Source organism: Caulobacter sp. BP25 (assembly GCF_002737755.1).
Taxonomy (GTDB): domain Bacteria; phylum Pseudomonadota; class Alphaproteobacteria; order Caulobacterales; family Caulobacteraceae; genus Caulobacter.
The window spans coordinates 708,461-734,923 of the sequence record NZ_PEGH01000018.1 but is presented as its reverse complement, the minus strand read 5'-3'; the positions used below and the strand labels follow the sequence as shown (position 1 = coordinate 734,923).

The 26,463-nt window shown below is 66.1% G+C and carries 25 protein-coding genes and 1 tRNA gene; 20 read left to right on the top strand and 6 right to left on the bottom strand.

Translation table 11 applies throughout. From position 1 onward, the window contains the following. Window positions 1-14 precede the first annotated feature (14 nt). From CSW59_RS17395 to CSW59_RS17330, 14 genes are all read left to right on the top strand, one after another. The gene (locus CSW59_RS17395; RefSeq protein ID WP_143755013.1) at window positions 15-4,031 is read left to right on the top strand and encodes a hypothetical protein; all 4,017 of its coding nucleotides are present in this window, start codon (window positions 15-17) and stop codon (window positions 4,029-4,031) included. Continuing rightward, window positions 4,031-5,188, top strand: coding sequence for a hypothetical protein (locus CSW59_RS17390; protein ID WP_099445207.1), 1,158 nt, complete (start codon window positions 4,031-4,033; stop codon window positions 5,186-5,188). Before CSW59_RS17395 ends, CSW59_RS17390 begins: the two co-directional genes overlap by 1 nt. 3 nt (window positions 5,189-5,191) lie before the next feature. Beyond that, the gene (locus CSW59_RS17385) at window positions 5,192-5,752 is read left to right on the top strand and encodes a hypothetical protein (RefSeq protein ID WP_099445206.1); all 561 of its coding nucleotides are present in this window, start codon (window positions 5,192-5,194) and stop codon (window positions 5,750-5,752) included. Window positions 5,753-5,764: 12 nt separating this feature from the next. Beyond that, window positions 5,765-6,178, top strand: coding sequence for a hypothetical protein (locus tag CSW59_RS17380; protein ID WP_099445205.1), 414 nt, complete (start codon window positions 5,765-5,767; stop codon window positions 6,176-6,178). Next, window positions 6,178-7,029 carry a hypothetical protein gene (locus CSW59_RS17375; RefSeq protein ID WP_099445204.1) on the top strand — a complete coding sequence of 284 codons (852 nt, stop codon included), beginning with the start codon at window positions 6,178-6,180 and terminating at the stop codon, window positions 7,027-7,029. Before CSW59_RS17380 ends, CSW59_RS17375 begins: the two co-directional genes overlap by 1 nt. An 8-nt stretch (window positions 7,030-7,037) precedes the next feature. Next, window positions 7,038-7,532 carry a hypothetical protein gene (locus tag CSW59_RS17370; protein WP_099445203.1) on the top strand — a complete coding sequence of 165 codons (495 nt, stop codon included), beginning with the start codon at window positions 7,038-7,040 and terminating at the stop codon, window positions 7,530-7,532. A 147-nt stretch (window positions 7,533-7,679) separates the two neighbouring features. Further along, window positions 7,680-8,033: a hypothetical protein gene (locus CSW59_RS17365; protein ID WP_099445202.1), complete on the top strand. Its 354-nt coding sequence runs from the start codon at window positions 7,680-7,682 to the stop codon at window positions 8,031-8,033. After that, window positions 8,030-8,365: a hypothetical protein gene (locus tag CSW59_RS17360; RefSeq protein WP_099445201.1), complete on the top strand. Its 336-nt coding sequence runs from the start codon at window positions 8,030-8,032 to the stop codon at window positions 8,363-8,365. Before CSW59_RS17365 ends, CSW59_RS17360 begins: the two co-directional genes overlap by 4 nt. Beyond that, entirely contained in the window at window positions 8,362-8,901 is a 540-nt protein-coding gene (locus tag CSW59_RS17355; RefSeq protein WP_099445200.1) for a lysozyme, read from the top strand. Before CSW59_RS17360 ends, CSW59_RS17355 begins: the two co-directional genes overlap by 4 nt. 52 nt (window positions 8,902-8,953) lie before the next feature. Beyond that, window positions 8,954-9,220: a hypothetical protein gene (locus CSW59_RS17350; protein WP_099445199.1), complete on the top strand. Its 267-nt coding sequence runs from the start codon at window positions 8,954-8,956 to the stop codon at window positions 9,218-9,220. 401 nt (window positions 9,221-9,621) lie between these two features. After that, window positions 9,622-10,605 carry a TRAP transporter substrate-binding protein gene (locus tag CSW59_RS17345; protein WP_099445198.1) on the top strand — a complete coding sequence of 328 codons (984 nt, stop codon included), beginning with the start codon at window positions 9,622-9,624 and terminating at the stop codon, window positions 10,603-10,605. Further along, entirely contained in the window at window positions 10,602-11,102 is a 501-nt protein-coding gene (locus CSW59_RS17340; RefSeq protein ID WP_099445197.1) for a TRAP transporter small permease, read from the top strand. Before CSW59_RS17345 ends, CSW59_RS17340 begins: the two co-directional genes overlap by 4 nt. Beyond that, window positions 11,093-12,373 (top strand): TRAP transporter large permease, encoded by a 1,281-nt coding sequence (locus tag CSW59_RS17335; protein ID WP_099445196.1) that lies wholly within the window; start codon window positions 11,093-11,095, stop codon window positions 12,371-12,373. Before CSW59_RS17340 ends, CSW59_RS17335 begins: the two co-directional genes overlap by 10 nt. 350 nt (window positions 12,374-12,723) lie before the next feature. Then, window positions 12,724-13,197: a hypothetical protein gene (locus CSW59_RS17330; RefSeq protein WP_099445195.1), complete on the top strand. Its 474-nt coding sequence runs from the start codon at window positions 12,724-12,726 to the stop codon at window positions 13,195-13,197. 256 nt (window positions 13,198-13,453) lie between these two features. Here the strand turns inward: CSW59_RS17330 and CSW59_RS17325 are convergent. Continuing rightward, window positions 13,454-13,543, bottom strand: a tRNA-Ser gene (locus CSW59_RS17325). A 174-nt stretch (window positions 13,544-13,717) separates the two neighbouring features. On the opposite strand from CSW59_RS17325, the gene msrA reads away from it, so the two are divergent. Beyond that, on the top strand, window positions 13,718-14,407 hold the full coding sequence (gene msrA, locus CSW59_RS17320) for a peptide-methionine (S)-S-oxide reductase MsrA (protein WP_099445194.1): 690 nt from the start codon (window positions 13,718-13,720) through the stop codon (window positions 14,405-14,407). Beyond that, window positions 14,407-14,757, top strand: coding sequence for an MmcQ/YjbR family DNA-binding protein (locus CSW59_RS17315; protein WP_099445193.1), 351 nt, complete (start codon window positions 14,407-14,409; stop codon window positions 14,755-14,757). Before msrA ends, CSW59_RS17315 begins: the two co-directional genes overlap by 1 nt. On the opposite strand, the gene CSW59_RS17310 is transcribed toward CSW59_RS17315, so the two are convergent. Further along, window positions 14,754-15,383 (bottom strand): TetR/AcrR family transcriptional regulator, encoded by a 630-nt coding sequence (locus tag CSW59_RS17310; protein WP_099445192.1) that lies wholly within the window; start codon window positions 15,381-15,383, stop codon window positions 14,754-14,756. The two genes, CSW59_RS17315 and CSW59_RS17310, sit on opposite strands and share 4 nt — an antisense overlap. A gap of 365 nt (window positions 15,384-15,748) precedes the next feature. On the opposite strand from CSW59_RS17310, the gene CSW59_RS17305 reads away from it, so the two are divergent. Beyond that, window positions 15,749-18,253, top strand: coding sequence for a TonB-dependent receptor (locus tag CSW59_RS17305; RefSeq protein WP_099445191.1), 2,505 nt, complete (start codon window positions 15,749-15,751; stop codon window positions 18,251-18,253). Window positions 18,254-18,463: 210 nt separating this feature from the next. Further along, window positions 18,464-19,774: an MFS transporter gene (locus tag CSW59_RS17300; protein WP_099445190.1), complete on the top strand. Its 1,311-nt coding sequence runs from the start codon at window positions 18,464-18,466 to the stop codon at window positions 19,772-19,774. Between the two features lie 192 nt (window positions 19,775-19,966). On the opposite strand, the gene CSW59_RS17295 is transcribed toward CSW59_RS17300, so the two are convergent. The 3 genes from CSW59_RS17295 to CSW59_RS17285 form a co-directional block, all read right to left on the bottom strand. Then, complete coding sequence (locus CSW59_RS17295; protein ID WP_099445189.1) at window positions 19,967-21,610, bottom strand: glycoside hydrolase family 43 protein; 1,644 nt, start codon at window positions 21,608-21,610, stop codon at window positions 19,967-19,969. Further along, window positions 21,607-22,842: an MFS transporter gene (locus CSW59_RS17290; RefSeq protein WP_236632256.1), complete on the bottom strand. Its 1,236-nt coding sequence runs from the start codon at window positions 22,840-22,842 to the stop codon at window positions 21,607-21,609. The genes CSW59_RS17295 and CSW59_RS17290 overlap by 4 nt, the downstream gene beginning before the upstream one ends. A gap of 235 nt (window positions 22,843-23,077) precedes the next feature. Beyond that, window positions 23,078-23,335, bottom strand: coding sequence for a hypothetical protein (locus tag CSW59_RS17285; RefSeq protein WP_099445187.1), 258 nt, complete (start codon window positions 23,333-23,335; stop codon window positions 23,078-23,080). Window positions 23,336-23,699: 364 nt separating this feature from the next. Here CSW59_RS17285 and CSW59_RS17280 point away from each other — a divergent pair, with 364 nt between their 5' ends. After that, the gene (locus CSW59_RS17280; protein WP_099445186.1) at window positions 23,700-24,089 is read left to right on the top strand and encodes a VOC family protein; all 390 of its coding nucleotides are present in this window, start codon (window positions 23,700-23,702) and stop codon (window positions 24,087-24,089) included. Window positions 24,090-24,168: 79 nt separating this feature from the next. Here CSW59_RS17280 and manD read toward each other — a convergent pair whose 3' ends face one another. Then, a complete protein-coding gene (gene manD, locus CSW59_RS17275) occupies window positions 24,169-25,380 on the bottom strand; it encodes a D-mannonate dehydratase ManD (RefSeq protein WP_099445185.1) in 1,212 nt (403 codons plus the stop codon). Between the two features lie 270 nt (window positions 25,381-25,650). Between manD and CSW59_RS17270 the strand changes: the two genes are divergently transcribed. Continuing rightward, the gene (locus CSW59_RS17270) at window positions 25,651-26,412 is read left to right on the top strand and encodes a FadR/GntR family transcriptional regulator (protein ID WP_099445184.1); all 762 of its coding nucleotides are present in this window, start codon (window positions 25,651-25,653) and stop codon (window positions 26,410-26,412) included. The last annotated feature ends 51 nt before the right edge of the window (window positions 26,413-26,463 follow it).

Sequence of the window (26,463 nt, the reverse complement as noted above, 5' to 3'; positions counted from 1 at the left end):
TTGTGGAGGTCATCATGGCGCAAGAAACGCCGAACCCGGCCAGCCTGGCTCGCGCGGCCGAGACCGCCGCCGAGCAACTGGAGCGCCTGACAAAGGCCGCCAAGACCGCCGACACCGCCTTTGGCAAGGTCGGCCGCTCGGCGAAATCATCCTTCGCCGCCATCGACTCGGCGGCGGCGCGCGCCGAAGAGAGCATCCAGCAGCTCACGCGCGCGCAACGGCGGGCCTCCTCGCAGGCCGCAGAGTATGAGCGCCGATTGAGCGACCTCGCCGACGCGCTCGATCCCCTGGCCGCCGCGCAGGACGCGCTCGCCCAAAGCGCCAGGGCGCTGAACGAGGCCCTAAAGAAGGGCGCGACCGGCGGCGATCAGTACGCCGACATGCTGAACAAGCTGGGGACGGCGGCCAAGGAAAGCGAAGCGGAGATCGCCCGCTATGGCGGCAGCCTGAAAGACAGCGGCAAGTACGCCGAGAAGTTCGGGTCCCAAATGAAGGACTTCGCTTCCGGGCTGCTATCCGGCCAAGAGCCCATGGCGCTCCTCACCAACCTGGGCGTGGGCATGGTGGAGACCTTCGCAGGGGCGGCCCTGGAAGCCGGAGGCCTGAAGGCGGCTTTCGCGGGCTTCGGGGAAGCCGCAGTGGCCTTCGCTCCATTCGCCGCCATCGGCGCGGTCGCCGTCGGCGCGTTCGCCCTGTTCGAACGTGAGATCGACAAGAACACCAAACACGCCACGACCTGGGGCGACACCTGGAACGCCCTCGTCAAGGTGACAGGCGACTACATCATGAACGGCCCGATCGGCGAGGGACTGGGGTTCCTGGGCGATCTGTTCTCGAAGACCCTGGATTTCATCGTCGATGGCGTGACGGGCTGGTACGATAACACCGTGGGCTTCTTCATCGCCGCCTACCAGACCATTACCAAGAACTGGTCGAACCTGCCGGACGCCATTGGCGCGATCATCTCGGCGGCGGCGAACAAGACCATCGGCGGGATCGAGGCCATGATCAATGGCGTGATCTCAGGCCTCAATGTCTTGCTCAAGAAGGCAGGCTTGGACGAGTTCGGGAAGGTTACCCTTCCCCGACTTCAGGCCGCGAATGCGAAGGCTGCAGCAGCCTTCTCAGCGGATTGGGAAAAGGCATCCGCCCGCGCCAAGAAGTCCCGCGAAGGCTTTGGAGCCGCCGTGGCGGCCCAGGCCGATCGCGAATGGGAAAAGCGCCAAAAAAGCTCGGGCTCGAACAAGGATCACTCCGCCGCCCCTCAAGTGAACGAGGTCAACGTCGTTGGCTTAGGCGACAACATCATTGAATTCACGCGTGACCTGGAGCGGCAAATTGCGGCGATGGGCCGGAGCGAGGAGGCTCAGATGGCGCTCGCCTATGCGACCGCGCGTCTGGGAGCTACGACCGACGACCAGCTAGAGCGCCTGGATCGGGCTTACGCCTCGTGGAAAGCGCAAAAGCAACTTCTAACCGAAGCAGCGGCAGTCCGAAAAACCATCGACGCCCAACAGAACGTCGATCTTATCCCCATGCCGGTTGTGCATCTTGAGGAGCACAAGCGCGCCCTTGGGGAGATTGTCGAAGCCTACGGACGCGCCTTCCAGTCCGCCCACGCCTTCTTTGGGGGCGTGGCGGAGGGTAACGTCGGCGGGTCGATCAGCGGCCTTTCAGGCCTGCTGAAAGAGGCTGGCCAGCTGGCGGGCGGCGGACTTGGCCAGTTCCTCGGAAGCGCAAGCGGCGTCCTGGCTCCGATCGGCGGCGCTGTGTCCGCCGTCACCGGCGTTCTGGGCGCGATTGGCCAAAAGTCGGCTGAGAAAGCCCAGGCCAAGCTCGAAGCCCTGAAGGGCGCCGTCGACGTTCTGCGCACCGAAAACAAGACGTCCTCGGGCTCCATCGCTGGGGCCCTGGAGGAGGCCAACAGCGCCTGGAACCAGGATCTCGAATACTCCAGCGCCATGGTCGCGTCGCTGCGTTCGATCGACAACCAGATCGGCAACCTGGCCAGCGGCCTCAGCCGGTCGATCGCGGCAGGTAACCTCCTCAGCCCGTCCGGCCTCGGCCTTGGGACGACGACCAGCAACGGGAGCGCGCTATTCGGCCTCGCCAATCTGTTCCTGGGCGGCTCGAAAACGACGACCGAGCTCCTCGACCAGGGCCTCAGCTTCAACGCCGCCAGCTACGCCGACATCCTGGCCAACGGCATCAGCGGCGCGACCTACGCCGATCTGGTGACGACCAAGACCAAGAAGTTCCTGGGCGTCGCCTACTCCACCAAGGTCTCCACCTCGACGGTTTCCGGCGCGATCGACGGCGACCTGCTGTCGCAAATCGCGGGCGTCATCCAGGCCCTGGGAGACGGCGTCCTGTCGGCGGCGTCGGTGTTCGGCGTCGAGGCCGCCAAGGCCGCCGAAGCCGCGCTGGGTTCGGCCGTGGTCGACCTGGGCAAGCTGTCGCTCAAGGACCTCTCGGCCACCGAGATCGCCGAGGTTCTGAACGCCACCTTCGACAAGGTGGCCGACCAGCTGGCCGCCGCCGGCGTGCAAGGTCTGGAAGACCTGGCCGCGGTCGGAGAAGGCGCGTTCGAGACCCTGACCCGCCTGGCGCGCGAGTATCAGGTCGTCGACACCGCCCTGGCCAGCCTTGGCATGTCCTTCCGGTCGATCGGGATCGAAAGCCTGTCGGCGCGCGACAACCTGGTCCAGCTGTTTGGCGGGCTGGACGCGTTCTCGTCGGCCACGTCGTTCTTCGCCTCGAGCTTCCTGACGGAAGCCGAACAGCTGGCCCCGGTGATCGGGGCGGTGAACGACAACCTCGCGGCGTTCGGTCTTTCGGCGAAGAGCTCTCGCGAGGAGTTCAAGAAGGTCGTCCTTGGCCTGGACGTCTCCACGGCTGCCGGCGCCGAGGCCTATAAGACGCTCCTGTCGATCGCGCCGGCGTTCGACAAGGTGGCGACCGCCTCGGAAGACGCCGCGTCCGTGCTTGCCCAGGCGGCGGAGGAAGCCGCCAGCCTTCGCGCCACGCAGCAAAGCGACGCCGAGGCCTTGGTCTCGAACGCGCGGGCTGCCCTGGTCAGCGCCTACGAGGCGGAGGCCTCGGCCATCGAGGAGACCATCAACAAGTGGTCGAGCCTGGAAGAGACGCTGAGGGACGCGCGCAACGCGCTCGACGAGACGGCGGGCGCTGCGGCCTCCTACGCGGCCCTGCGCGCCCAGGCGCGGACCACCGCCGCGTCGGCGGCGCTGGGCGATGCGGACGCGGCCGGCAACCTTCCCGATCAGATCACCGCGTTCCTAGAGTCGTCGGCGAACAGCAGCACAAGCCAAGCCAACTACCTGCGCGACGTGGCCTGGGCGAAGTCCGCGCTGGCGGCCGCAGAAGCGACCGCAGGACGCCAGAAGACCCTCGCCGAACAGCAGCTTGAAGCCCTGACGGCGCAGGTCTCGGCCCTGACCACGATCAACGAGTCGGTCTTGTCGGTCGCCAACGCCATCGCGGGTCTGCAGTCGGCGCTGAAGGTGCTGGACGGGACCTATGGCGGCGCGCTGGCCAATCCGGACCGCGAATGGGGCGTGAACCGCGACGTCAACATGCTCCTGGCGCGCCAGACCGGCTATGCGGGCGATTTCGGCTCCGGCGGGTTCCAGGCCTGGATCGAGCAACAGCCCGAGAGCGTGAAGAAGGTCGCGCGCGACATCCTCGCGGCGCAAAACCAGTCCTACCGGATTGGCTTCGCCAACGGCGGCGCGTTCACCAACGGCGTCGTGACCCGGCCGACCGCTTTCAACACCGCCGTGATGGGGGAAGCGGGTCCGGAAGCGATCATGCCCCTGACGAACATCGGCGGGCGGCTCGGCGTGCGCGCCGCCAATGATCCAAGGCTCGTCACCGCGCTGGAACGCCTGGTCGCCGTGAACGAACGGCAAGCCGAGGACATCGCCGACCTCAAAGCCTCCAACGAGAAACTGCAGCGCCAGTTCGCGACGGTGACCAGCGGGGGCCAAGCCATGATGACGGAGGCCGCCTGATGCGAGTAATCCCGCCCTTAGAGATAACCGAAGCGCGACTGACCAGCTCGAACGCGCCCGAACCGGCGGTGGGCGAGGCCGCCTACGCCGCCGGGACGACCTACGCCGCCGGGGCCAAGGTCATCGTGGGGTCGCCGACCGCGACCGTCACGATTTCCAACGGCGCGCCTGCGGTGATCACCTGGGCCAGCCACGGCCAGGCCGACGGAACGATCGTGGTGTTCTCCACGACGGGAACCCTTCCGGCCGGTCTGGTCGCGGGTCGGGTCTACTTCATCGTCAACCGCGCTGCGGGAGCCTTTCAGGTTTCCGAAGAGCTGAACGGCGCCCCGATCACCACGACCTCGGCGGGATCGGGCGTCCACACCGCGACCTGCCAGGTCCACCGGATCTTCGAAAGCCTTCAGGACGGCAATTCCGGCCGCCTTCCGACCGATCCGGGGTCCAGCGCCTGGTGGATGGACGTCGGCCCCACCAACCGCTGGGCCATGTTCGACCTGTTGCGCAACACCGCAACCACGGTGTCGTCCCCGCTGAACGTGACCATCACGCCGGGCGAGCGCATCGACGCGATCGGATTGGTGGGCCTGGTCGCGGACGCCGTGACCGTGACCGTCACGGTCAGCGGCATCGTCCGCTACACGCAAACCCTGGCGCTCAGCACCCGCACGGTGACGGACTATTACGGCTACTTCTTCGCGCCGTTCACCTTCCGGTCCGCCATCGTTTTCTACGATCTGCCGCCCTACACCAACGGCGTGATCTCGATCGCGGTCACCCGAAACGGCGGCAAGGTCAGCTGCGGCGGCCTGGTGATCGGTCGCTCCATCTATCTGGGCTCGACCATCTACGACGCCGTCGACGACGCCGAGAACTACTCCAAGATCACGCGAGACGACTACGGGACCAGCACCCTGGTCCCTCGCCGCTCCGTCCCCAAGACCAACCAGTCCGTGCGCTGTCCCAAGGCGAATGTGAAGAACGCGCGCGACGCGCGGTCACGCCTCAATGCCGAACCCGGCCTCTGGTTCGGGCTCGACGACCTGACGGACGACTACTTCGAAGCGCTGCTGATCCTCGGAATCTACAAGCAATTCTCGATCCGGCTGGATCGCCCGGACAGCGCGCTCGTCACCCTGGAACTTGAGGAGGTCTGATCCATGCCGATCGACATTGTGCCCAGCGTCAGCGCGCTGCCCAACCCGCCGCGCACTGAAAACCCAACCACCTTCGTCAGCGACACCGACACCTTCCTGGCGTCGCTTTCCAGCTTCCAGACCCAGCACAACGCCTCGATCACGGCCTTCAACGCCGCCACGGGGCAGTTCACGTCTCAGGCGACGGCGAGCCTCGCGGCCATGGACGCCAAGATCGCGGCGGCCGGCTTCGTCGGAACCTCGACTACGTCCGTGGCCGTCGGCGCCGGCGCCAAGAGCCTGACCATCCAGCCGAACCTGGCCTTCGCCGTGGGCGGCTTTGCGATGGTAGCGGCCACCGCATCGCCGACCAACTGGATGTTCGGCCAGATCACCGCCTACGCCCCCGCAACCGGGGCCCTGACCCTGAACGTGACCACGATCGGCGGAACCGGGACCTTTAGCGCTTGGACCGTCTCGACCAGCGCGCCCACCGACACCGCCCTAACCACCGCGCTGGCCACCGCCCAGACCGACATCAACGCCGCCCGCGCGTTCGCCCTGAACGCCGCAGCGCTTTTCTAAGGAGCCCAGACCATGCCCGTCACGCCCAACTCTCTCGTCACGCCGCAGGCCCCGATCACCGGCACCGGCGTCATGACCGCCGCCCAGACCAGCTATGGCGACACGGTGTCCAACGCCGTTCAAGTGCTGGCCTCCCAGACCAACGGCGCCCGTATCACCAAGGTCACCGCCATTCCGCGCGCCACGGTCAGCGCCACCCAGATGCAGCTCTACGTCTCGTCCAACGGCGGCACGACGCTGCGCCTGATCAACACCGCGCTGATGCCAGCCTATAGCATGTCGCAATCCACCCAAGCGGCCGTGACGGACTTCGGTTATGCGGAGGTGGCTCCCCTGATCCTGGCCGCCGGGGAGAGCCTCTGGATGGCCTCCGGGGTCGCGCTGGCCAGCGGCATCGTCGGCCGCGTCGAAGGCGCCGCCTACTGATGCAAGGCATCGGCGGCGAAAGGGCGAAACTGGCTGGCCTCGGCGGCCTGTCCGCCCTCAAACCCATGCCCGCGCCACGCATGGGCTCAATGGACGCGATCAGGAAATCAGTCGGGAAAACGCGCCCTACTCTTGGAAACCAAAGCTCCGTGACCGTGTGGTTTGATCCGTCGGACCTCTCGTCGATGTGGATCGACAGCGCTCGGACCCAGAAGGCGCAAATCAATCAGCCGGTGGGATCATTTCGCAATAAGGGCACGGCGGGCGGCTACGTGTTCGCGCCGAGCGAAGCCGCCCGCCCTGTTCTCAGATATTTGCCCGAGAAGGACATCTACTACCTGGAAGTCACGCAAAACTCGTCACAGCTCAGCTTCGAAAGCACCGTTTGGAACGCGTTTGTTGGCGTTCGGTACTCGCTTCAGTGGGCAGCCCGGTTTCGGAGCTCAGGCACCATCTTTGGGGGCGGCGGTATCGAGCACGACACCGGGTGGAACCTGCATACCGGCTTCGGCTCTATAGGCGATCTGGTGTTCGGGACCTTCGGAGACAATCTTGGAAGCCCAATCACGGGTCTCCTAGACCTCGACGTTGTCGCCGCCTTTCAACAGACAAACAGCGGCAGAACCGCGAGAGCCAATGGTGTTCCAGCCGGCTCGGATACATCCACCTTGCTGTTCAGCGGCAACGCGGGCCTGAACTTTTTCGTAGGCCCGCTATCGGGCACGAGCGGCCAACTCCATCGCTTCTACGGCATGGTCATGCGGGTGGGAGACAACATCGCGCCGGCCATTCGCAACGCAGATGAGCAATACCTCGCCGCCTTGGCGGGGGCGAAATTCACCTCCACCTGAGGTTCTTCATGACCAAGTTTCAGAAGATCACCGCGGCCACGGCCGCGCCCATTGGCGCGCCTGGAGACCTTCCGCCAGAACTTATCGGCCTCTCCGACGAGAGCCTGGCCGACCTGTCCTGGGTCGATGAGGCTCTGGGCTATGCAGGCGTGGGCTTCATCCCCGTGGCGGAGCCCGCCCGCCCCGCCATGGAGCGCATCGCCAAGGTCTATCTGCTCAACCGCTTCACCAAGGAAGAGGAGCGGCGTTTCGCCAAGCTCCAGGTCCAAGCTTCAGCCCTCTCCGTTCAAGACCTGGATAATCCCGAGAAGGACGACCTGTTCGAGATGCAGCGCTTTCTGCGTCGCTTCGACGCCGTGTCGGTGATCGAGCTCAACAGCCCTCAAACCCTCGGCGCCTTCGAACTGCTCCGCCAGCTCGGGGTGTTTGGCGACCCGCTGGCGGCCGATAGCACCGCAAGGCGCGATCAGATCCTCACGCCCGCGGGTCCGGACGAAAAATAGCGCGATCGCGCGGCGAGGACCTGCCCAGGTCCTCGCCGCCTTTCCAGGAAGCTCCTGGCGGCCCTCCGGCTCAGGCGCCCCGCGATCGCCCGCGTTCTCCTTCCAGCGGGCCTGGCCACCCGCCCTATCCCCATTCTGGAGGTCCTGATGGACATCGACCCCGACCGCTTGCGAGCGGCGCTCGGCGCGCTGTTCGGCGCGGCGGTCTACGGCCTGGCGCAGTTCGGGGCGGTGGCCTTGGGCGGCCACGCCCCGACGCACGACGAGTACCGCGCCCTGGTTCTGAACGTGGTCTGCGCCACGGCCGCCGGCGTGCTCTGCGCCTTCGCGCTTGTCCAGGTCCTGGCGCCGCTCATCCCGCTGGCGCCGCTGCGCGACGCCTTCGCGTTCGGGTTTGGCGTCGGCGCCTTTGGCTGGGAGCTGCTGCCCCTGATCTTCAAGGTCCTGCGCAACCGGGCGGCCCAGCGCGTTGAAGCGCTCGGACGGGAGGGCGAGCCATGAGCACGCCCCTCGACCTCTACACCGTCGCTGCGGCCGGCGCCGGGTTCCTGGCGCTGGCCCTGCGGGGGAACATGCTCAAGCCCGAGATCAAGCCGTGGTCGTCCAGCCGGGCGGCCTCCATCGTCGTGCTCGGCCTCTCGGTCGTGATGGCGGGCGCGGGCATCGACGTCTGGATCCATGGCGGCGCCACGCCGCGCGAAGCCTGGATCGTGACGGCGGTGACGGCGGCCGCGAGCGCGATGCTCACGAACCTCTGGGCGCAGGGGCGGGCGCGTCCCGACCAGCTCCCCGCCGAACGTCGGACGCCCCAGCGCCGAAAGGAGTCCGCATGAAAAAGCGCCCCACGCCCGAAAGCGCCCTTGCGCTGATCCAGCGCTTCGAGGGCCTGCACGATGGTGACAAGAAGACGCCCAACGTCCTGGAACCGCTGCCCGATCCAGTGGGCATATACACGGTCGGCTGGGGCTATGCCCTTTTCCACGCCGGCAAGCCCGTGAAAGAGCGCGAGACCGCCTATCGTCTCTGGCGCGCCCTGTGGCCCGGCGGCATGACCCGGATCGAAGCCGACCTTCTGCTGGCCAAGGTCGCCCAGGACGTCACCGATAAAATCTTGCGCCTGCTGCCAGACCGCGCGCCCAGCGACGCGCAGCTGGGGGCCATGGTCTCGCTCGCCTACAACATCGGGGTGGGTGAAATCGGCGGAACCGCAGACTTCGCCGACAGCACGGTGCGCCGGAAGTTCCTGGCGGGCGACACGATCGGCTCGGCCGACGCTTTCCGCGCCTGGAAGTACGCCGGGGGCCGGGTTCTGCAAGGCCTTGTGAACCGTCGCGAAGCCGAACGCACGGCCTTCCTTGACGCCCAATAGACGAGCGCTCAGCGCGACCTTCCCCGAACATTCCTGAACCGGAGACGTCATCATGAAGCGCGCCATCATCCTGGCGAGCGCGGCGCTCGCTTGCCTTTCGCTGTCGGCCTGCGCCACGGCCAACACCGATCCAGCGGCCGTCCTGAAGGCCTTGGGCGAAGCCTACAGTCACTGCGAGCGTATCGTCAGCTATTCGGCCAGTATAGGGGCGCTGAACCCCGGCTCGGGCGCCACGATCAATGGCCAGGTCCGCTGCCCGCCCAAGACCCCCTCCGCGTCGCCGTCACCGCCGTCGCCAGACGAAACATCGGCGCTGTAAGTCGCCTTGACGCGCGAGAGGGCGCGCCCACGCCCGACACGGACCAACAGGACCTGTTTTGAAAATGGCGGCGCTAGTCGTCGCGCGCGAAAAGGTCTCCGCTTTCTTGAACAGGCAAGCCAGCCAAGACGGCGGCCTTTCATGATGCGGCGACTACGGCGGCAGTACACAAAATTGTCGCTGAGATATTCGAGAGCTTAGGCTGAAGGTGCGTTAAGTGCACCGTCGCCACAGCCAACGGTAATTCCATTGTAATCCCACTGTAATCCTACTGTAATCATCGCCGCATTGACACCGGTTACCTTGCATGCTTGCCTCACGGAACACCGGCTTGAGGAAGACGAGGCTCACGAGCTGGCGCACGAACTTGGCTAGGGGCTCGTCAAGGAAACCTATCGCCTATGAGACCCTCTCGCCGAGCGTTGATCGCCACTGCCCTGGCGGCCCCTCTCGCGGCCTGTGTCCAGGAGATCGGCGAACGGCCGTTGCGCGGCGCAGACACCCATCCTGCGGGCTATCCGACGGTCGAGGCCGTCAATCACTTTGGCGCCCTGATTTCGAAACGGACGGACGGGCGGCTCAGGCTTCAGAACTATGCCGGCGGCCAGCTGGGGGAAGAAAAGGACACGCTGGAGATCACCGTCTTCGGCGGACTGGACATCAACCGGGTGAACCTGGCCCCGCTCAATCCCATTGAGCCGCTGACCCTCGTCCCGTCCCTGCCCTTCCTGTTCCAGTCGACCGACCATATGCGGCGTGCGCTCGACGGGGCCCCCGGCCGGACGATATTGAACAGTCTGGAGCGGCACGGGCTGATCGGCCTGGCCTTCTACGATTCCGGCGAGCGCAGCTTCTACAACACCCGGGGTCCCATCCGGACCCCGGCCGACATGCGCGGTCTCAAACTGCGGGTCCAGACGTCGAACCTCTATATCGCCATGGTCCAGGCGCTCGGCGCCAGCCCCATCCCCATGTCCTATGGCGAGGTCTTTCAGGCCCTGGTCCAGGGGGTCATCGACGGGGCCGAGAACAACTGGCCCTCTTATCAGGACAGCCGCCATTTCGAGGTCGCGCGCTTCTACAGCGTGACCCGCCACGTCATGGCCCCGGAGGTGCTCGTGGCCTCGGCCCGGACCTGGGCCAAACTGTCGCCGTCTGATCGTGAGATCATCCGAGACGCCGCCACCGAGAGCGTGCCCTTCATGCGCCGACTGTGGGAAGCCCGCGAGGCGAGCGCCCGGCAGGCGATGATCGACGCCGGCGTGGAGGTCGTCGACGGTCTGGATCGTTCGGCCTTCGAGGCGGCCATGGCGCCGGTCTGGGACCGGTTCATCACCTCGCCGGCGCAGACCGCGCTCGTCAACCAGATCCGGGGCATGGTGTGATGCTGGACAGTCTCGCCTTCATCTCGCGCTGGATCAGCCGCGCGACCCTGGCGTTCGCGGCGGTCGGGTTGATCGCCATGACCGGGATCATCGGCTGGGCCGTCTTCGCCCGCTACGGCCTGGGCGACGCGCCGGCCTGGGCGGAGCAGGCGGCGCTGCTGTTGATGGTCTGGTTCGTCCTGCTGGCCGCTGCGGTCGGGGTGCGCGAACAGTTCCATCTGGGCATGAGCGCGGCCACCGACGCCATGCCCGCGCCTCTGCGGCGACTGTGCCGGGTCGTAAGCCTGCTGGCCATGGCCGCGTTTGGCCTGGCCATGGGCGTCTGGGGCGGCGAGCTGGTGGCGCGCACCTGGGCCTTCGACATTCCCACCCTGGGCGTGCCGCGCGGGGCCGCCTATCTGCCGCTGCCGATCGCAGGGTGGGTGACCGTTCTGTTCGCACTGGAACATCTGATTTGTGAGGCCCGGGGCCGGAAAGTCGAACCGCTATGGAACTGACCCTTCTGCTCGGGCTGCTGGCCCTTCTGCTGATCATCGGCGTTCCCGTGGCCTTCGCCCTCGGCCTGGCGTCGCTCGTGACCTTCATCTTCATGGACATCGCACCGGTGGTCGCCTTCCAGCGGATCGCCACAGGCGTGAACGTCTTCTCCCTGATGGCCATTCCGTTCTTCATCTTCGCCGGAGACCTGATGCAGCAGGCAGGGATCGCCGAACGGCTGGTCCGGGTGGCCGACGCCGCCATGGGCCGGATTCGCGGCGGACTGGGCGTCGTCGATGTGGGCGCGTCGATGATGTTCGGCGGCGTGTCGGGATCGGCCGTCGCCTCGGTCTCCGCCCTTGGCTCGACCCTCATCCCGCTGATGAAGGAAAAGGGCTATGACGCCGACTATGCGGTGAATGTCACCTCCACCTCGGCGATCCTCGGCATCCTGATCCCGCCGTCGCACAACATGATCATCTATGCGGCGGCGGCTGGCGTGTCGGTCTCTGTCGCAGACCTTTTCCTGGCCGGTGTTCTGCCCGGCATCCTGACCGGCATCCTGCTGGCCGCCACAGCCTGGATCATCGCCGTGAGGCGGGGCTATCCGAAGGGCCAGTTCCCGGGCTGGCCGGCCTTCGCCGCCGCCTTCGCCTCCGCCCTGCCGGGTCTGCTGACGGCGGTGATCATCTTCGGGGGTGTGCTGGGCGGGGTCTTCACCCCGACCGAAAGCTCGGCCGTCGCGGTGATCTACACCCTGGTGATCGCCGTGATCGTCTATCGGACGCTGGGCTTCCGGGGTTTCACGATCGCGGCGCAGAATGCGGTCAAGACCACCGCCATGGTGATGCTGATCATCGGCTCGGCGGCCGCCTTCGGCTGGCTGCTGGCCCTGCTGGAAGCCCCAGAGCAGCTGGCGGCCCTGCTGCAGACCCTGACCGACAACCCCATCCTGATCCTGCTGCTGATCAACCTGATCCTGCTGGTCCTCGGAACCTTCATGGACATGGCGCCGCTGATCGTCATCACCAGCCCGATCTTCCTTCCGGTCGCCATGGCGACAGGGATGGACCCGGTCCAGTTCGGGATCATGATGATGCTGAACCTTGGGATCGGTCTGGTCACCCCGCCCGTAGGGTCGGTGCTGTTCGTGGGATGCGCGGTCGGCAAGATCAAGGTCGAGCAGGCGGTCCGCACCATCTGGCCCTTCTACCTCGCCCTGTTCCTAGCCCTGATGGCGATCACCTTCGTTCCGGCCCTGACCCTGACCCTGCCGGGCCTCGCCGGTTGATCCGCCTGTCGCCGGCGTCGCAGGACGGGCCGCCGGACGACATCGGCAGACCGACCTACGACCGCACCGCCGTGCGATAGGCAGTTATCGCCTTAGTTGCAGAATGTTCCGACCTGGCTGTGCAGCCCTGTCGCGTCAGGCCTTGACGTCGAGTCCGATCGTTGGGGCTTGGAGTATCGACATCTTGTTGGGACCGGCGTCTTTGCCGCGTTCGGCCAACCAACTCAGGAACGTCTCCATAGAATCCGTCCTTTGATCACCCAAGACGGCGGTCACGCCCATGTGCTCATATGGGTAGCATCCCTGTGGCATGGTCAGCGCAGGGTAGGCTCCGTTCCGAGGTTCAAAGCATGACGTCCGAAACAGACGACTGGAAGGAGCGCGCTTACGCGGCTTTTGTGGAGAACCTTGAGCGGCAGGAAGCCCTGGACCGCCAAGGACGTGCTGAACGTGGGGAGTTCTCCATTGAACTCTTGCGTGCGGAAGGCGACCCGCCAGTGAGTGATGCCGCCTTTCAAGCCGAACTGGGAGCGGTGACGAAGGCCTTGCGTGACGCAGGGGTCCCGTTCACCCAGACGATCTTCACCATGGATGCGGCCGAGGGCCATGGGTATGCGCTACCCGAGATCATTATGGCATCAGCGACGTTGGGAGCTGTCGCAATACCTGCGCTAAAAGAAGTCTTGGTAGCTTGGATCCAGGGTCGCAATGGGCGCAGAACGAGGTTGAAGGTAGGCGATATTGAAGCCGAGGGCAGGACCGACGCGGAGGTCGAAAAACTGATGAAGATAGCCTCCGAGTTCCGATCCGACGATGTGAAGTGACTGCGGTGCGCCCAGCGTAAGAGCCGTAGTTAAGATAGGCGGGACCGAGAGTCGCTGCCCCTTGGGCGAGAAGGTCTCGCTCCCCTTGCCCGCCCGAGCGTCCTCACGCCGCCTCTTGGCGAGGGACCGGCCGAACTCACTACGAACCTCGTGGCGGTTGCATGCAGTCAGGTCACAGCGACGTGAAGGGGTACGCGGATGGGGTGCGCGATGGCACCAAGACGCCCAGCAAGCCTCTGATTTCATTGAAGGTGCGTGGCGGTGAGAGAGGGATTCGAACCCTCGATAGAGTTTCCCCTATACACGCGTTCCAGGCGTGCGCCTTCAACCACTCGGCCACCTCACCAGCGCAATCGAGTCGGGGGTGGTTGAGACCCCCGGCGCGGGAAGGCGCGCAATATACTCAGGGACCGCCGCAGGGCAAGCCAACAAAGTACGGCTCTTCATCTCGGGGTGAAACCGGCCGCGCGAACGCCTATATCGGGGCTCAAGACCTTCCTGCCTTCGAGAGGCCCCCGCCATGCTGACCATGAAGAAAACCCTCGAGATGCCGACCGTCGACACGGCCCTGCCCGGCCGCGCCGAGGCGATCCCGACGGCGCAGACGCACTTCATCAACGGCCATGCGCTGAAAGGCCCCTATCCGGACGGCCTGGAGACGGCGATCTTCGCCATGGGCTGCTTCTGGGGCGTCGAGCGCGTGTTCTGGAAGGTTCCCGGCGTCTACGTGACCGCCGCCGGCTATGCGGGCGGGATCACGCCCAACCCGACCTATGAAGAGACCTGCACCGGCCGCACCGGCCATACCGAGGTGGTGCTGGTGGTGTTCGACCCCAAGGTCGTCACCTACGAGGCGCTGCTGAAGACCTTCTGGGAAAACCACGACCCGACCCAGGGCATGCGCCAGGGCGGCGATATCGGCACCCAGTACCGCTCGGGAATCTATGTGACGAACGACGCGCAAGGCTCCGCGGCCGTGGCGTCGAAGGAAGCTTACCAGCAGGCGCTGTCGGCCAAGGGCCTGGGCGACATCACCACCGAGATCCAAGCGGCCGGCCCGTTCTACTTCGCCGAGGACTATCACCAGCAGTACCTGGCCAAGAACCCGAACGGCTATTGCGGCATCGGCGGCACGGGCGTCGTCTGCCCAATCGGCTTGGGCGTCCCTGGGGGCGTCCCCGGGGGCGTCCCCGGGGGCGTCGGGGCCTGATGAGCCCTGAGGCCTTCGACGCGGCGTGCCTGGCCCTGCCGGGCGCGACCGTGTCGATCCAGTGGGGCGACGATCACGTCTTCAAGGTCGGCGGCAAGATGTTCGCCGTCCGGGGCCAGGGCGTGGGTCAGGGCGGAATCTCGTTCAAGGCCTCGGACGTGGCGTTCGAGGTCCTGACCGAGTCGGGCCAGGCCGCGCCGGCGCCCTATCTGGCCCGCGCCAAGTGGGTGCATTTCCGCGACCTTTCGACGCTGGGCGCCGACGAGGTCGCCGACTGGGTCCGGACGGCTCACGGCCTGATCGCGGCCAAGCTGACGCGCAAGGCGCGGGCTGAGCTGGGCCTGATCTAAGCCCGCGCCAGCCCCTTGAGCGCGGTGGCCTCGATGGCTTCCAGCAGGCGCTCGTTGGTCAGGCCCGGCGTCTGCGGCGTCCACTTGACCAGCCAGATCAGCATGCCGACCAGAAGCTGAACCACCAACGGCGGCTCGCAGGGCGCGATGGTGCCATCGGCCACACCTTCTTCCAGGAACCGCTCCAGGGTCTTGCGCAGCTCGGCGGTGCGGGTCTCGATCGCCTCGCGCTGGGCGGCGTCGAGATAGGAATTGTCGCCGAAATAGAGCTGCGGGCCGTTATCGACCGCGTCGTCCAGCACCGCCCGGAACAGGCGGCGCAGCTTGCTCAGGCCCGTCCCGCCGGCTGCGTCGACGGCCAGCAGGATGGCCTCGAACCGGTCCAGAGACTGGTGATGGCCCGCGAAGGCCAGGGCCTGCTTGTTCGGGAAATAATAGTAGAGCGCCGCGTCACGCAGATTCAGCGCCGCGGCGATGTCGGTCATGGTGGCGGCCGCGAAGCCCCTGACGTTGATGATCTTGATGGCGGCGCGCAGGATCGCCTCGCGCTTCTTCAAGGACTTCTGGCTCTGGGCCAAAGGCCGGGCGTCGTCCGCCGGCGCCAGGGGTTCCCCCGCCCTCGACAATGGTCGCTCCCTCCGCCCGGCCGTTCGATTCTGTGTCGAAAATCGCCAGTTCTCAAAGCTCTCCCCGAACGATGACGGGATCAATCGGATAATTTCTAACTTGCGCTAGAATATCGAGAGCATGTTAGATTTCCCCTTAGCTCAGCACGGGATGCAAGACCGTGCAGGCTTGGGGCAAAAAATGACGGACAATGTCCGCATCCACGGTCCGGCTCTTCCGACCGCCACGCGCGGCCCGGACGGCCGGCTGAGGCCGCCCTTACCCAACGTCAAGAAAACCGCCCTTCCCTCCAGGAACTTCGGCCAAGCTCGAGCCGAAGCGGGAAGACGTGCGGATAAAAATAAAACAAATCAGGGAGTTACCAATGAGAAACGTCCAGATGCTGGGGGTTTCGGCCCTGGCGCTCGCCATCGCCGCCCCCGCCTTCGCCCAACAAACCAAACCCGCTGACATCACCGCCGTCGAAGAGATCGTCGTCACCGCCACCAAGCGGGAGCAAACCCTCCAGGACGTGCCGATCTCGGTGGCCGTCACCGGTCAGCAGACCATCGAACGCGCCCAGGTCCGCGACCTGATCGACCTGCAATCGGTCGTTCCGTCGCTGAAAGTCTCGCAATTCAACGCCACAGGCCAAACGAACTTCATTATCCGGGGCTTTGGCAACGGCAACGGCAATGACGGCATCGAAAGCTCGGTCGGCGTCTTCATCGACGGCGTCTACCGCAGCCGCTCGGCCGCCGCGCTGGACGACCTGCCCGAGGTCGAGCGCATCGAAGTGCTGCGCGGTCCGCAATCGACCCTGTTCGGCAAGAACGTGTCGGCCGGCGCGATCAGCATCGTGACCAAGCGCCCGCAGTACGAAGCTGGCGGCAAGCTGGAAGCCACGATCGGCAACTACAACACCCGCCAGATCCGAGGCACCTTCACCGGCCCGCTCAGCGACACCCTGGCGGTGCGCCTGTCGGGCAGCGTCAACAAGCGCGACGGCTTCTTCACCAACCTGACCACCGGCAGCGACGTCAACGACCGCGATCGTTGGTCGATCCGCGGCGACGTGCTGTGGGAGCCGACCGACAAGACCTCGGTCCGCTTCATCGCCGACTACAACAAGATCAAGGAAACCTGCTGCGCGGTCAGCTCGATCCTGAATGGCCCCGCCACCCTGGCGATCGGCGCGGTGCTGCAAAAGCCGATCAGCGACACCACCAAGGTCTTCGACCGCAACGTCATCTTCAATACCGACCCCAGCAACGACCTGTCGGGCAAGGGTGTCTCGGCCCAGATCGACCATGACCTGAACTTCGCCAAGCTGACGGCGATCACCGCCTACCGGAACCAGAAGAACGCCTCGTTCCAGGATATCGACTTCACCGGCGCGGATATCTCCAACAACCGCACCTCCAACAGCATCAAGACCTTCACCCAGGAAATCCGTCTGGCCTCCAGCGGCGATGGTCCGATCAGCTGGCTGGCGGGCGGCTTCTTCCAGCACGAGAAGCTCGATACCGGCCGCACGATCACCTACGGCACGGACATCCGCGGCTTCGCCGAGGCCCTCTCGGGCGCGGTCCCGGCCACCCTGCTCGGCGCCCTGCCCGCGACCCTGCGCCCGGCCCTGACCGGTCGCTCGAACCTCTATGCGCTGGAGTTCCTGCAGAGCCTGGCGACGCCGACCCTGGTGCGGCCTGGCCTGACCTACTTCCAGCCCGGCCAGGGCATCGACGACTACTACAGCATGAAGCAGACGTCGTACTCGCTGTTCGGCCAGGTCGACTACGCCGTCACCGACAAGCTGACCCTGACCGGCGGTCTGGCCTATCTGAACGACGAGAAGAAGGCCCGCTCGAACGTGGTCATGAACGACCCGTTCTCGGCGCTGAACCTGGGCGCGGTGCCGCAGTTCACGGCGCTCGGCCTGCCGGGCAACCTGTATAGCGCTCTGGGCGCCCTGCAGTTCTTCTACGGCAACACCACCAACCACGCTCCGGTCAACTTCCCGAACGCCAGCGAGTCCGGCGAGCTGAAGGCCGACAAGATCACCTACGCGGTGCGGGCGGCCTATGACTTCGGCGCCATCAACGCCTATGTCAGCTACTCCACGGGCTGGAAGGCCGGCGCCTACAACCTGTCGTCCGACAGCCGTCCGCCGAACGCCAACGGCGTGGGCCGCACCGCCAATCCCGAGAGCGTCGACGTCTACGAACTGGGCGTGAAGGCCAACTTCCCGGGCGGCTACGCCAACGTCGCGGTGTTCAAGCAGACCATCAAGGGCTTCCAGTCCAACGCCTTCACGGGCCTGGGCTACAGCCTGGTCAACGCCGGCGAGCAGTCGGTCAAGGGCTTCGAGGTCGACAGCGCCTGGCGCCCGGTCAGCTGGCTGAACCTGGCCGCTGCGGTCACCTATCTTGACCCGGTCTTCGACCGCTTCACCGGCGCGGCCTGCGTGAACTACGACACCGTGCGCTGCCCGGTCGACCCGACGACCGGCCGCCGTCCGAACTTCCGCGACCTGACGGGCGACCGTCCGGCCGGCATTCCGAAGTGGTCGTTCTCGACCTCGGCCACGGTCAACCACGACTTCGGCGGCGACTACCAGGGCTACGCCCGGGTGGAGTACGACTTTGTCAGCAAGACCCAGCTGACCGAGACGACTCCGCCGGACCTGTCGACCTGGGGCCAGAAGGTGGTCAACGCCAGCGTGGGCGTCACCAACACGGCCAAGCAGATCGAGGTCATGCTCTGGGCGCGTAACCTGACCAAGGACAACAGCCTGATCTCGACCTTCCCGACCGTGGCCCAGGACGGCAGCTACAGCGGCTATCCGAACGCCCCGCGCACCTACGGCGTGACAGTCCGCAAGAGCTTCTAGTCTCAGTCACCATGACGACGGAGGGCGGCCTCGCATTGCGGGGCCGCCCTTTCTCTTGAGAGACTGGCTTTTGAGAGGCTGGCCCGCCGCGACCCTAGACCTTGGTCGGGGTGGCGCGGCCTCCCCGACGTCGCTAACCGGGCAGGCGTATGGGCCCACGAAAGACGAGGACGGCATGACGACACGCGCGAAGCTGACGGCGGCCATCGCATGAGCCTGGAAGTCTCGACCGTCCGCCGGATCACCGCGCGGCTGATGCCGCTGTTCTGCGTCATGTACCTGATCGCCTACATCGACCGGCAGAATGTCTCTTACGCCAAGCTGGAGATGGTGCAGGCCCTGGGGCTGAGCGAGGCCGCCTATGGCCTGGGCGCCAGCCTGTTCTTCATCGGCTACTTCCTGTTCGAGGCGCCGGCCAACCTGATCCTGGCCAAGGTGGGCGCGCGCGTCTGGTTCGCGCGGATCATGTTCACCTGGGGCCTTGTCACCTTGGCGCTGGGCTTCACCCAGAACGCGACGATGTTCTACATCCTGCGGTTCCTGCTGGGCGTGGCCGAGGCCGGGTTCTTCCCGGGCGTGCTGTACGTCCTGACCCTGTGGTTCCCGCACGCGCACCGCGCCCGGATGGTGGGCCTGTTCATGATCGCCTCGGCCCTGGCCAACGCCGTGGGGGCGATGATCGGCGGCGCCCTCCTGGACCTGCACGGCCTGCTGGGGCTGGAGGGCTGGCAATGGGTGTTCCTGGTCACCGGGGCTCCCGCCGTCCTGCTGGCCCCCTATGTGCTGTGGAAGCTGCCCAACGGCCCCGAACAGGCGCCCTGGCTGGCGCCCGAGCAGAAGGCCTGGCTGGCCAAGACTCTGGCCAGCGAGGACGTCGGCCACGACACCGGCCACGCCGGCGCCTGGAAGGCGATCCTGGACCCGCGTGTCCTGCTGCTGGCGGGCCTCTATATCGGCATGCCCCTGGGAGCCTATGGCCTCAGCTACTGGCTGCCGACTATCGTCAAGGCGTTCGGCGTCTCCAACACCGTCAACGGCCTGATCAACATCATCCCGTGGATCCTGGTGGCCGCCGCCCTGTGGTGGGTTCCCCAGCACGCGGCCAAGCGCGGCTTCACGGTCTGGCACGTGGCCGGCCCGCCCCTGCTGGCCGCCGTCGCCCTGGTGGGCAGCGTGGTGGTTCCCGGAACCTGGGCCAAGTTCGCCCTGCTCTGCGTCGCCGCCCCCGCCATCTTCGCCGGCCAGCCGGGCTTCTGGAGCCTGCCGCCCAGCTTCCTGAAGGGAGCGCGCGCCGCCGCCGGCATCGCGGCTATCAACGCCGTGGGCAATCTCGGCGGCTTCATCGCCCAGAACGTCGTGCCGATCATCCGCGACTCAACCGGCAGCAATCTGGCCCCGATGCTGTTCCTGGCGGCCTGCCTGACCCTGACCAGCGCCCTCGTCTTCGTGGCTTTCCGCGTATTGAGGACGGGCCACGGGGCTACTCAACCGCAAGATCTGCCTAAAACCCAGGCAAAATAGGGGTTTCGCGCCGGATTGTCGCAGCGACGCAACCACAAGGAGCGTTGCCATTCCGCCAAGATTCGTTAATTGATCTGGCACTCGGCGCACCCCACCGCGCCGACACCTTTTTGTTTCGGCCGGCCGGCGCGTCCTCTGGATGTGTCGGCCGGCTTTTTTCTTGCCCGCGCGGCTGATCGCCGAGCCTAGGGGCTAGATGGCCGGACGCCCAGCCCGATATTCCCGTTCCTCGTAGTCGAACCAGTCGAAGTCGGCCGGGGCGCCCTGCCCCGACATGTCCTGGCAGGCCATGCCGACGAAGGCGCCGGTGAAGTTCGGCGCGCCAGGCGCGGTGGCTTCGTCGGACAGGATCGAGGCGTCGAACACCTCCGTCAGCCAGGTCCAGCCGCCACCGCCCTGGCGGAAGCCAAAGCGCAGACGCTCGAAGTCCACCTCGACGCGCAACTCGACCGGGCCGGCGGCCAGCGGGATGGGCGCGGTGAAGCTGTCGGCCTGGGGGCTGTCGGGTATGCAAGTCATGACCCGCAGGTGCTTGCCGATGTCCGCGTCGTGGGTGACGTGCAGATAGTGCAGCTTGGCGCCGTTGTAGTAGCAGATGAGGCCCGCAGCCTGCTGGAAATGGGCGGGCTCGAAGTCCAGCGTCGTGGCGGCCGAATAGCAATGAGCCTGCTGGCGGCGGGCGACCAGCGCCTGGCGGAACAGGCTGCCGACCGTCTCGCGGCCGTACAGGCGCAAGGACCCCGGCCTGGCGGTCAGGCTGAAGATCTCGTCGGGATAGGGCGTGCGCAGCCACTGGAAGTCGATCGGCAGGGTCGGCGCGTCGAAGTCCTCGCGAACGGGCGCGGCGGGCCAGGCGTGCTCGGGCAGGTTCGGGGCGGGCGTCTCCAGCGTCGGATCGCCTGAGCCGTCCAGGGTGCGCGGCCAGCCATCCTGGCCCCAGACCAGCTTCTGGATCGCCGTCTCGCGGCCCAGGGTGCAGCGGCCCCGGTTGGGGATCGGACGGCCCACCAGATAGACCGCGTAGGTCTCGCCGTCGGCGGTATCGACCAGGTCGGCGTGGCCGGCGCGTTGCAGCGGCGCGTGCGGGCGATCCCGCGAGGTCAGTAGGTAGGTATCGGGGTGCAGCTCATAGGGACCGTCGATGGTCCGCGAGCGGGCCATGGTCACCGCGTGGCCAAAGCCCGTGCCGCCCTCGGCCGTGATCAGATAGTACCAGCCGTCGCGCTTGTAGAGGTGCGGGGCCTCGGTCAGGCCGATCGAGGCGCCCTCGAAGATCACCTTGCGCTCGCCCACCAGGCGGCCCTGCGCGGGCGAGAACTCTTGCAACACGATGCCGGCAAAGCGGTTCTGGCCCGGCCGGTGGTCCCATAGTTGGTTGAGCAGCCACTTGCGGCCGTCGTCGTCGTGAAACAGCGAGGGGTCAAAGCCCGAGCTGTTCAGGTGGATCGGCTCGGACCATTCGCCGTCGATCGTCTCGCAGGTGACCCCGTAGTTGTGGAAGTCGCGCAAGCTGGCGCCCGAAGCCCCGCCAACGGTCGTGCGGCCATAGCGCTTGACGTCGGTGTAGATCAGCCAGAACCGCCCGTCGGCATAGGACAGGCACGGCGCCCAGAGCCCGCAGCCGTCCGGGTCGCCCAGCATGTTCAGCTGACTGGCGCGCTGCAGCGGCCGGCTCAGTAGCCGCCAGTTTTTCAGGTCGCGCGAGTGGTGGATCTGCACGCCGGGGAACCACTCGAAGGTCGAGACGGCGATGTAGTAGTCGTCCCCCACCCGCACGATCGAGGGATCGGGGTTGAAGCCGCGCAGGATAGGATTGCGGATCACAGGCAAGCTCACGGATTGGGGGTCTGGCTGACCGGCTCGGCCTTGGGCGCGATACGATCCTTGACGAAGGTCCACAGGATGATGGCGCCGAGAATGTCGAGCACGCCCAGGGCGACGAAGAACGGATCATAGCCGATCTTGGCCACCAGGCCGCCGATCAGCAGCGAGAACAGCAAGACGCCCAGATTGCCCATCATGCCGGCCAGGCCCGCGACGGTGGCGACCTCATCGCGGCGGAAGAGGTCCGAGGCCATGGTGATCACGGTCACCGACAGGGTCTGGTGGGCGAAGCCGCCCAGGCACAGCAGGGCGATGGCGGCGTAGGGGCTCTCGACCCGACCGACAAAGATCATGCCGGTCATCATCGCCGCCCCCAGGGTGACGGCCCAGCGGCGGGCGTTGATCAGCGACACGCCGCGCGCCTGCAGGAAGCTCGCGACCGTGGGCCCAAACAGGCAGCCAAGGTCGGCGGCCACGAACGGCAGCCAGGCGAACATGGCGATCTGCTTGAGATCGAAGCCTCGGGTCTGGGTCAAATAGAGCGGCGCCCAGAACGACAGGGTCCCCCAGGTGGGATCGGCCAGGAAGCGCGGCAGGGCGATGCCCCAGAACTTGCGCTGCTTGAGGATGGAGATCACCGACGGCTTGGCCCCGGCCTCGGCCAGGTGCGTTTCCTGGCCAGCGGCGATGCGCGCGCGCTCGTCCGGCGTCATCGACGGGTGCTGGTCGGGCGAGCGGTAGAGCAGCAGCCACAGCACCAGCCACACCAGGCCCAGAGCCCCGGTCAGCACGAAGGCCGCGCGCCAGTTCCAGGTCAGCACCGCCCACACCACCAGTGGCGGCGCCAGCATCGAGCCGACCGAGGCGCCGATATTGAACACCCCGCCCGCGAAGCCGCGCTCCTTGGCCGGGAACCAGGTGGCGACCGTCTTCATGCCCGCCGGCTGGGCCGAGCCCTCGGCGAACCCCAGAAGCCCGCGCAGGACCGCGAAGCTCTGCCAGTTGGAGGCCAGGCCGTGGGCCATGGCGAACAAGGACCAGGACGCGGCGAACACCGCAAAGCCCGTGCGCAGCCCCAGGGTGTCCAGCACATAGCCGCACACCGGTTGCATCATGATCCCAAGCTGAAAGGCGCCGGTGATCCAGGAATATTCCGTGATCGAGATGCCCAGGTCCTTCAGCACCGTGGGGGCGGCCACGCCCATGGTCGAGCGCGTCAGGTAGTTGATGATCGCGCCCAGCATGACCAGGCCGATGATCCACCAGCGCAGGGCCCGAAGTTTCGGAAAGGACAGCTTGGGCAAGGCGGCGTTTCCCCATCGGGCGCGCGTTCATGCCGACGCGCTCACCCCTTTTGGTAGCGCTACCGTCTAAGATTATCGGCGTCCAGCCTGTCGAGGTCGTAGATCTGGACCCCCTCTCTCCGCTGGCGCGGCCCGCCTTCAGAGCCTTGGCCGAGGCAAAGTCTCGCGGCAACGCTTAAGCCGTGGCGGAGGCTCCAGGCTCACCGGACATCTCGGCGCGCGACTCTTCTCCCAGGCCGGCGAATTCGCCGACGAAGCGGTCCCGCCCTCCTGGGGTGGACGCCGGCTCCCAGACGAAGACGCCGACGCAATCATGGTCGGCCGCGATCTCCGCAGCCAGCTCCATCGCCTGGGCGTCGCTCCGGGCGGTCTCGGCGATAAAGGTCAGCGACACGCCGTTCGCGCGTCGCGGGTAGAACAGATAAGCAGGCATTCATAGCTCCAGCCGTTCGAGCGGGAGCGAAGGCCTTTTAAGCCTCGTCTCTCAGTCACCAGCGCTCGACGGGACGTGCTAGCAATGAGCCCAAGCTAGCAGAAAAGAGCCGAACTCACGAGTAAATAATTCCACCTACGCGGGAATTATAAGTCGACAATCCGACATTAGCCCAATTCTTGTCTTATATAATCATACATATACATGACGTCCGATGCGCATCGCCGCTACGGATAGCTCGTGATTCAAAAGATTATTTCCCACTCAAGCTTCAGCGCTATCTTCATTGAAAGCGTGATTTTTCGTTGGCGCCGCCAGCCGCTGTTCGTCAACCTCGGGACAAATCGCAAAGGGGAGGATTTCGATGATCGGTTACACCCTGGTGGGCAGCAACGACCTTGCCAGATCCAAGGCCTTCTATGACGCGCTGTTCGAAACCATCGGCGTCAAGCGCCTGATGGAGTTCCCGACCGGCGGCTGCGCGTGGGGCTTAGACTGGAGCAAGCCCATGTTCGGCGTCGGCAAGCCCTATGACGGCCAGGCCGCCACCTTCGGCAACGGGACGATGATCGCCCTGGCCGTGGACGAGCGCGCCAAGGTCGACACCCTGCACGACAAGGCCGTGGCCCTGGGCGGCCAGTGCGAGGGCAAGCCGGGCGTGCGCGGCGAGGACGGCCCTCAGGCCTTCTACGCGGCCTATTTCCGCGACCTGGACGGCAACAAGCTGTGCGCGTTCAGCGTCGGACCCGCCTAGAGCCCGCTGCGGACAGCCGAAACAAAAACGGCCGCCGGAGGAGCCCTCCGGCGGCCGTCTTCCTGCAGGGCTTAAGGCCCTACCAGTTGAACATCGTGCCGTCCTGCAGGCGGTTCACCGGCAGGTAGGCGCGCTTGTACTCGTACTTGGACGCCAGTTCCTCGTCGATGTCGACGCCCAGGCCCGGCTTGTCGCCCGGATGCAGCATGCCGTCATTGAACGTGTAGGCGTGCGGGAAGACCGCATCCGTCTCCGGGGTGTGGCGCATGTACTCCTGCAGGCCGAAGTTGGTGATCGACATGTCGAAGTGCAGGGCCGCGGCCATGGTCACCGGCGACAGGTCGGTGGCGCCGTGACAGCCGGTCTTGACGTGGTGCAGGTCGGCGAAGGCGGCGATCTTCTTCAGGTTGGTGATGCCGCCCGCGTGCAGCACGGTGGCGCGCAGATAGTCGATCAGCTGCTCTTCGATCAGCTGCTTGGCGTCCCAGACGTGGGCGAAGATCTCGCCGACGGCCAGCGGCGTCGTCGTGTGCTGACGGATCAGGCGGAAGCCAGCCTGGTTCTCGGCGGGGACCGAGTCCTCCAGCCAGAACAGGCGATAGGGCTCCAGATCCTTGCCCAGGCGCGCGGCCTCGATCGGGGTCAGGCGGTGGTGGACGTCATGCAGCAGGTGGACGTCCCAACCCAGGACCTCACGCGCCTTCTCGAATAGCTTGGGCGTATGTTTCAGATAGGCCGCCGTCGACCAGACGTTTTCGGTCGGCAGGTTCCCGTCGGCCGGCTCGTAGAACATCTTGTCGCCCGAGACCCCGTAGGTGCTGGCCAGGCCGGGCACGCCCGTCTGCAGGCGGATGGCCTTGTAACCCATGGCCTTGTACTTGACGGCCTCGGCGATAGTGTCCTCGATGGTCTCGCCGTTGGCGTGGCCATAGACCATCACGCCCGTGCGGCAGGCGCCGCCCAGCAGCTGGTAGACCGGCAGGCCGGCGACCTTGCCCTTGATGTCCCACAGCGCCATGTCGACGGCCGCCAGGGCGGTCATGGCCACCGGGCCGCCGCGCCAGTACGAGCCGCGATAGAAGAACTGCCAGATGTCCTCGATCTGATGGGCGTCGCGGCCGATCAGGCTGGGGATCATGTGATCACGCAGGAAGCTGACCACCGACAGTTCGCGGCCGTTCAGGGTGGCGTCGCCGACGCCGGTGATTCCGTCCTCGGTGGTGATCTTGAGGGTGACGAAGTTGCGGCCGGGGCAGGTGACGATGACCTTGGCGTCGATAATCTTCAGCATGGACCTTAGTCGTTGAGCATGAGCAAAATTGGCCTGACCAGTTTTAGCGACTTATCTGACGAACCGCTAGAGCCTTGCGCGTCAAAACGGAATCGTTTTGGCGCGACAACAAGGCTCTAAATCAAACGCTTAGAGCGTGGCTCGCGCCGAAACCGGTTCCCACTTTCGGCGTCACGCTCTAGGGCCTTCGACCAAGGTCGGGTAGCGCGCCCCCACTCCATGCAATAGTCTGCGGTGTCCGGCGCGCAACGGACGGGATTTTAAAGACACATGACCACTTCGACGGCGGAACCCCGCAAGCTCTATCAGCAGGTGGCCGGCGCGATCGCCGAGTCGATCCGCGACGGCGTCCACAAGCCGGGCCAGCGCCTGCCCTCCGAGCGGGACCTAGCCGAGGACTACAAGGTCAGCCGCCCCACCGTGCGCGAAGCGATGATCGCGCTGGAAATCCAGGGCCTGGTCGAGGCCCGCCACGGCTCGGGCGTCTATGTCACCGACGCGTCGCGCGCCCAGGGCTCCGCGCCCGAACTGGACATCGGCGCCTTCGAGCTGACCGAAGCCCGCCGGCTGATCGAGGGCGAGGTCGCCGCCCTGGCCGCCGCCACGATCACCGAGGAGGAGCTGGTCGAGCTGGCGGCGATCATGGACGACATGGTCGTGGAGAACGACCAGGACGTGAAGGGCGAAGGCGCCGACCGCCGCTTTCACGTGGCCATCGCCCGCGCCAGCCGCAACAGCGCCCTGGTGACCGTCGTCGAGACCCTGTGGGACCAGCGCTACAAGTCGCCGCTGTGCCGGGCCATGCTGGAGCGCGCGCGCCAGGTCGGCGTCCGGCCTCGGATCGACGACCATCAGGAGATCCTGTTGGCGCTGCAGGCCCGCGACCCGTCCGCCGCCCGCAACGCCATGCGCGAGCATCTGGGCCGTGTCATCGACAACCTGCTGACCGCCACCGAGATCGACGCCCTGGAGCGCGCCCGCAGCGAAGTCGCCGCCCGCCGCGTCGAACTGGCCCGCCGCTCGGCGATCTGACCCCCTCCCCGCTTCGAAATCGCCCGCGCGGCGTCCAGCGCGAAAAAATGG

What these genes read in the sequence shown, in the direction of transcription:
- CSW59_RS17390 (WP_099445207.1), top strand. Translation starts at nt 4,031, where the DNA reads ATGCGAGTAATCCCGCCCTTAGAGATAACCGAAGCGCGACTGACCAGC.
- CSW59_RS17395 (WP_143755013.1), top strand. Translation starts at nt 15, where the DNA reads ATGGCGCAAGAAACGCCGAACCCGGCCAGCCTGGCTCGCGCGGCCGAG.
- msrA (WP_099445194.1), top strand. Translation starts at nt 13,718, where the DNA reads ATGCTGACCATGAAGAAAACCCTCGAGATGCCGACCGTCGACACGGCC.
- manD (WP_099445185.1), bottom strand. Translation starts at nt 25,380, where the DNA reads ATGCTGAAGATTATCGACGCCAAGGTCATCGTCACCTGCCCCGGCCGC.
- CSW59_RS17365 (WP_099445202.1), top strand. Translation starts at nt 7,680, where the DNA reads ATGGACATCGACCCCGACCGCTTGCGAGCGGCGCTCGGCGCGCTGTTC.
- CSW59_RS17370 (WP_099445203.1), top strand. Translation starts at nt 7,038, where the DNA reads ATGACCAAGTTTCAGAAGATCACCGCGGCCACGGCCGCGCCCATTGGC.
- CSW59_RS17300 (WP_099445190.1), top strand. Translation starts at nt 18,464, where the DNA reads ATGAGCCTGGAAGTCTCGACCGTCCGCCGGATCACCGCGCGGCTGATG.
- CSW59_RS17360 (WP_099445201.1), top strand. Translation starts at nt 8,030, where the DNA reads ATGAGCACGCCCCTCGACCTCTACACCGTCGCTGCGGCCGGCGCCGGG.
- CSW59_RS17270 (WP_099445184.1), top strand. Translation starts at nt 25,651, where the DNA reads ATGACCACTTCGACGGCGGAACCCCGCAAGCTCTATCAGCAGGTGGCC.
- CSW59_RS17355 (WP_099445200.1), top strand. Translation starts at nt 8,362, where the DNA reads ATGAAAAAGCGCCCCACGCCCGAAAGCGCCCTTGCGCTGATCCAGCGC.
- CSW59_RS17350 (WP_099445199.1), top strand. Translation starts at nt 8,954, where the DNA reads ATGAAGCGCGCCATCATCCTGGCGAGCGCGGCGCTCGCTTGCCTTTCG.
- CSW59_RS17315 (WP_099445193.1), top strand. Translation starts at nt 14,407, where the DNA reads ATGAGCCCTGAGGCCTTCGACGCGGCGTGCCTGGCCCTGCCGGGCGCG.
- CSW59_RS17345 (WP_099445198.1), top strand. Translation starts at nt 9,622, where the DNA reads ATGAGACCCTCTCGCCGAGCGTTGATCGCCACTGCCCTGGCGGCCCCT.
- CSW59_RS17335 (WP_099445196.1), top strand. Translation starts at nt 11,093, where the DNA reads ATGGAACTGACCCTTCTGCTCGGGCTGCTGGCCCTTCTGCTGATCATC.
- CSW59_RS17375 (WP_099445204.1), top strand. Translation starts at nt 6,178, where the DNA reads ATGCAAGGCATCGGCGGCGAAAGGGCGAAACTGGCTGGCCTCGGCGGC.
- CSW59_RS17285 (WP_099445187.1), bottom strand. Translation starts at nt 23,335, where the DNA reads ATGCCTGCTTATCTGTTCTACCCGCGACGCGCGAACGGCGTGTCGCTG.
- CSW59_RS17305 (WP_099445191.1), top strand. Translation starts at nt 15,749, where the DNA reads ATGAGAAACGTCCAGATGCTGGGGGTTTCGGCCCTGGCGCTCGCCATC.
- CSW59_RS17385 (WP_099445206.1), top strand. Translation starts at nt 5,192, where the DNA reads ATGCCGATCGACATTGTGCCCAGCGTCAGCGCGCTGCCCAACCCGCCG.
- CSW59_RS17290 (WP_236632256.1), bottom strand. Translation starts at nt 22,842, where the DNA reads ATGCTGGGCGCGATCATCAACTACCTGACGCGCTCGACCATGGGCGTG.
- CSW59_RS17280 (WP_099445186.1), top strand. Translation starts at nt 23,700, where the DNA reads ATGATCGGTTACACCCTGGTGGGCAGCAACGACCTTGCCAGATCCAAG.
- CSW59_RS17330 (WP_099445195.1), top strand. Translation starts at nt 12,724, where the DNA reads ATGACGTCCGAAACAGACGACTGGAAGGAGCGCGCTTACGCGGCTTTT.
- CSW59_RS17380 (WP_099445205.1), top strand. Translation starts at nt 5,765, where the DNA reads ATGCCCGTCACGCCCAACTCTCTCGTCACGCCGCAGGCCCCGATCACC.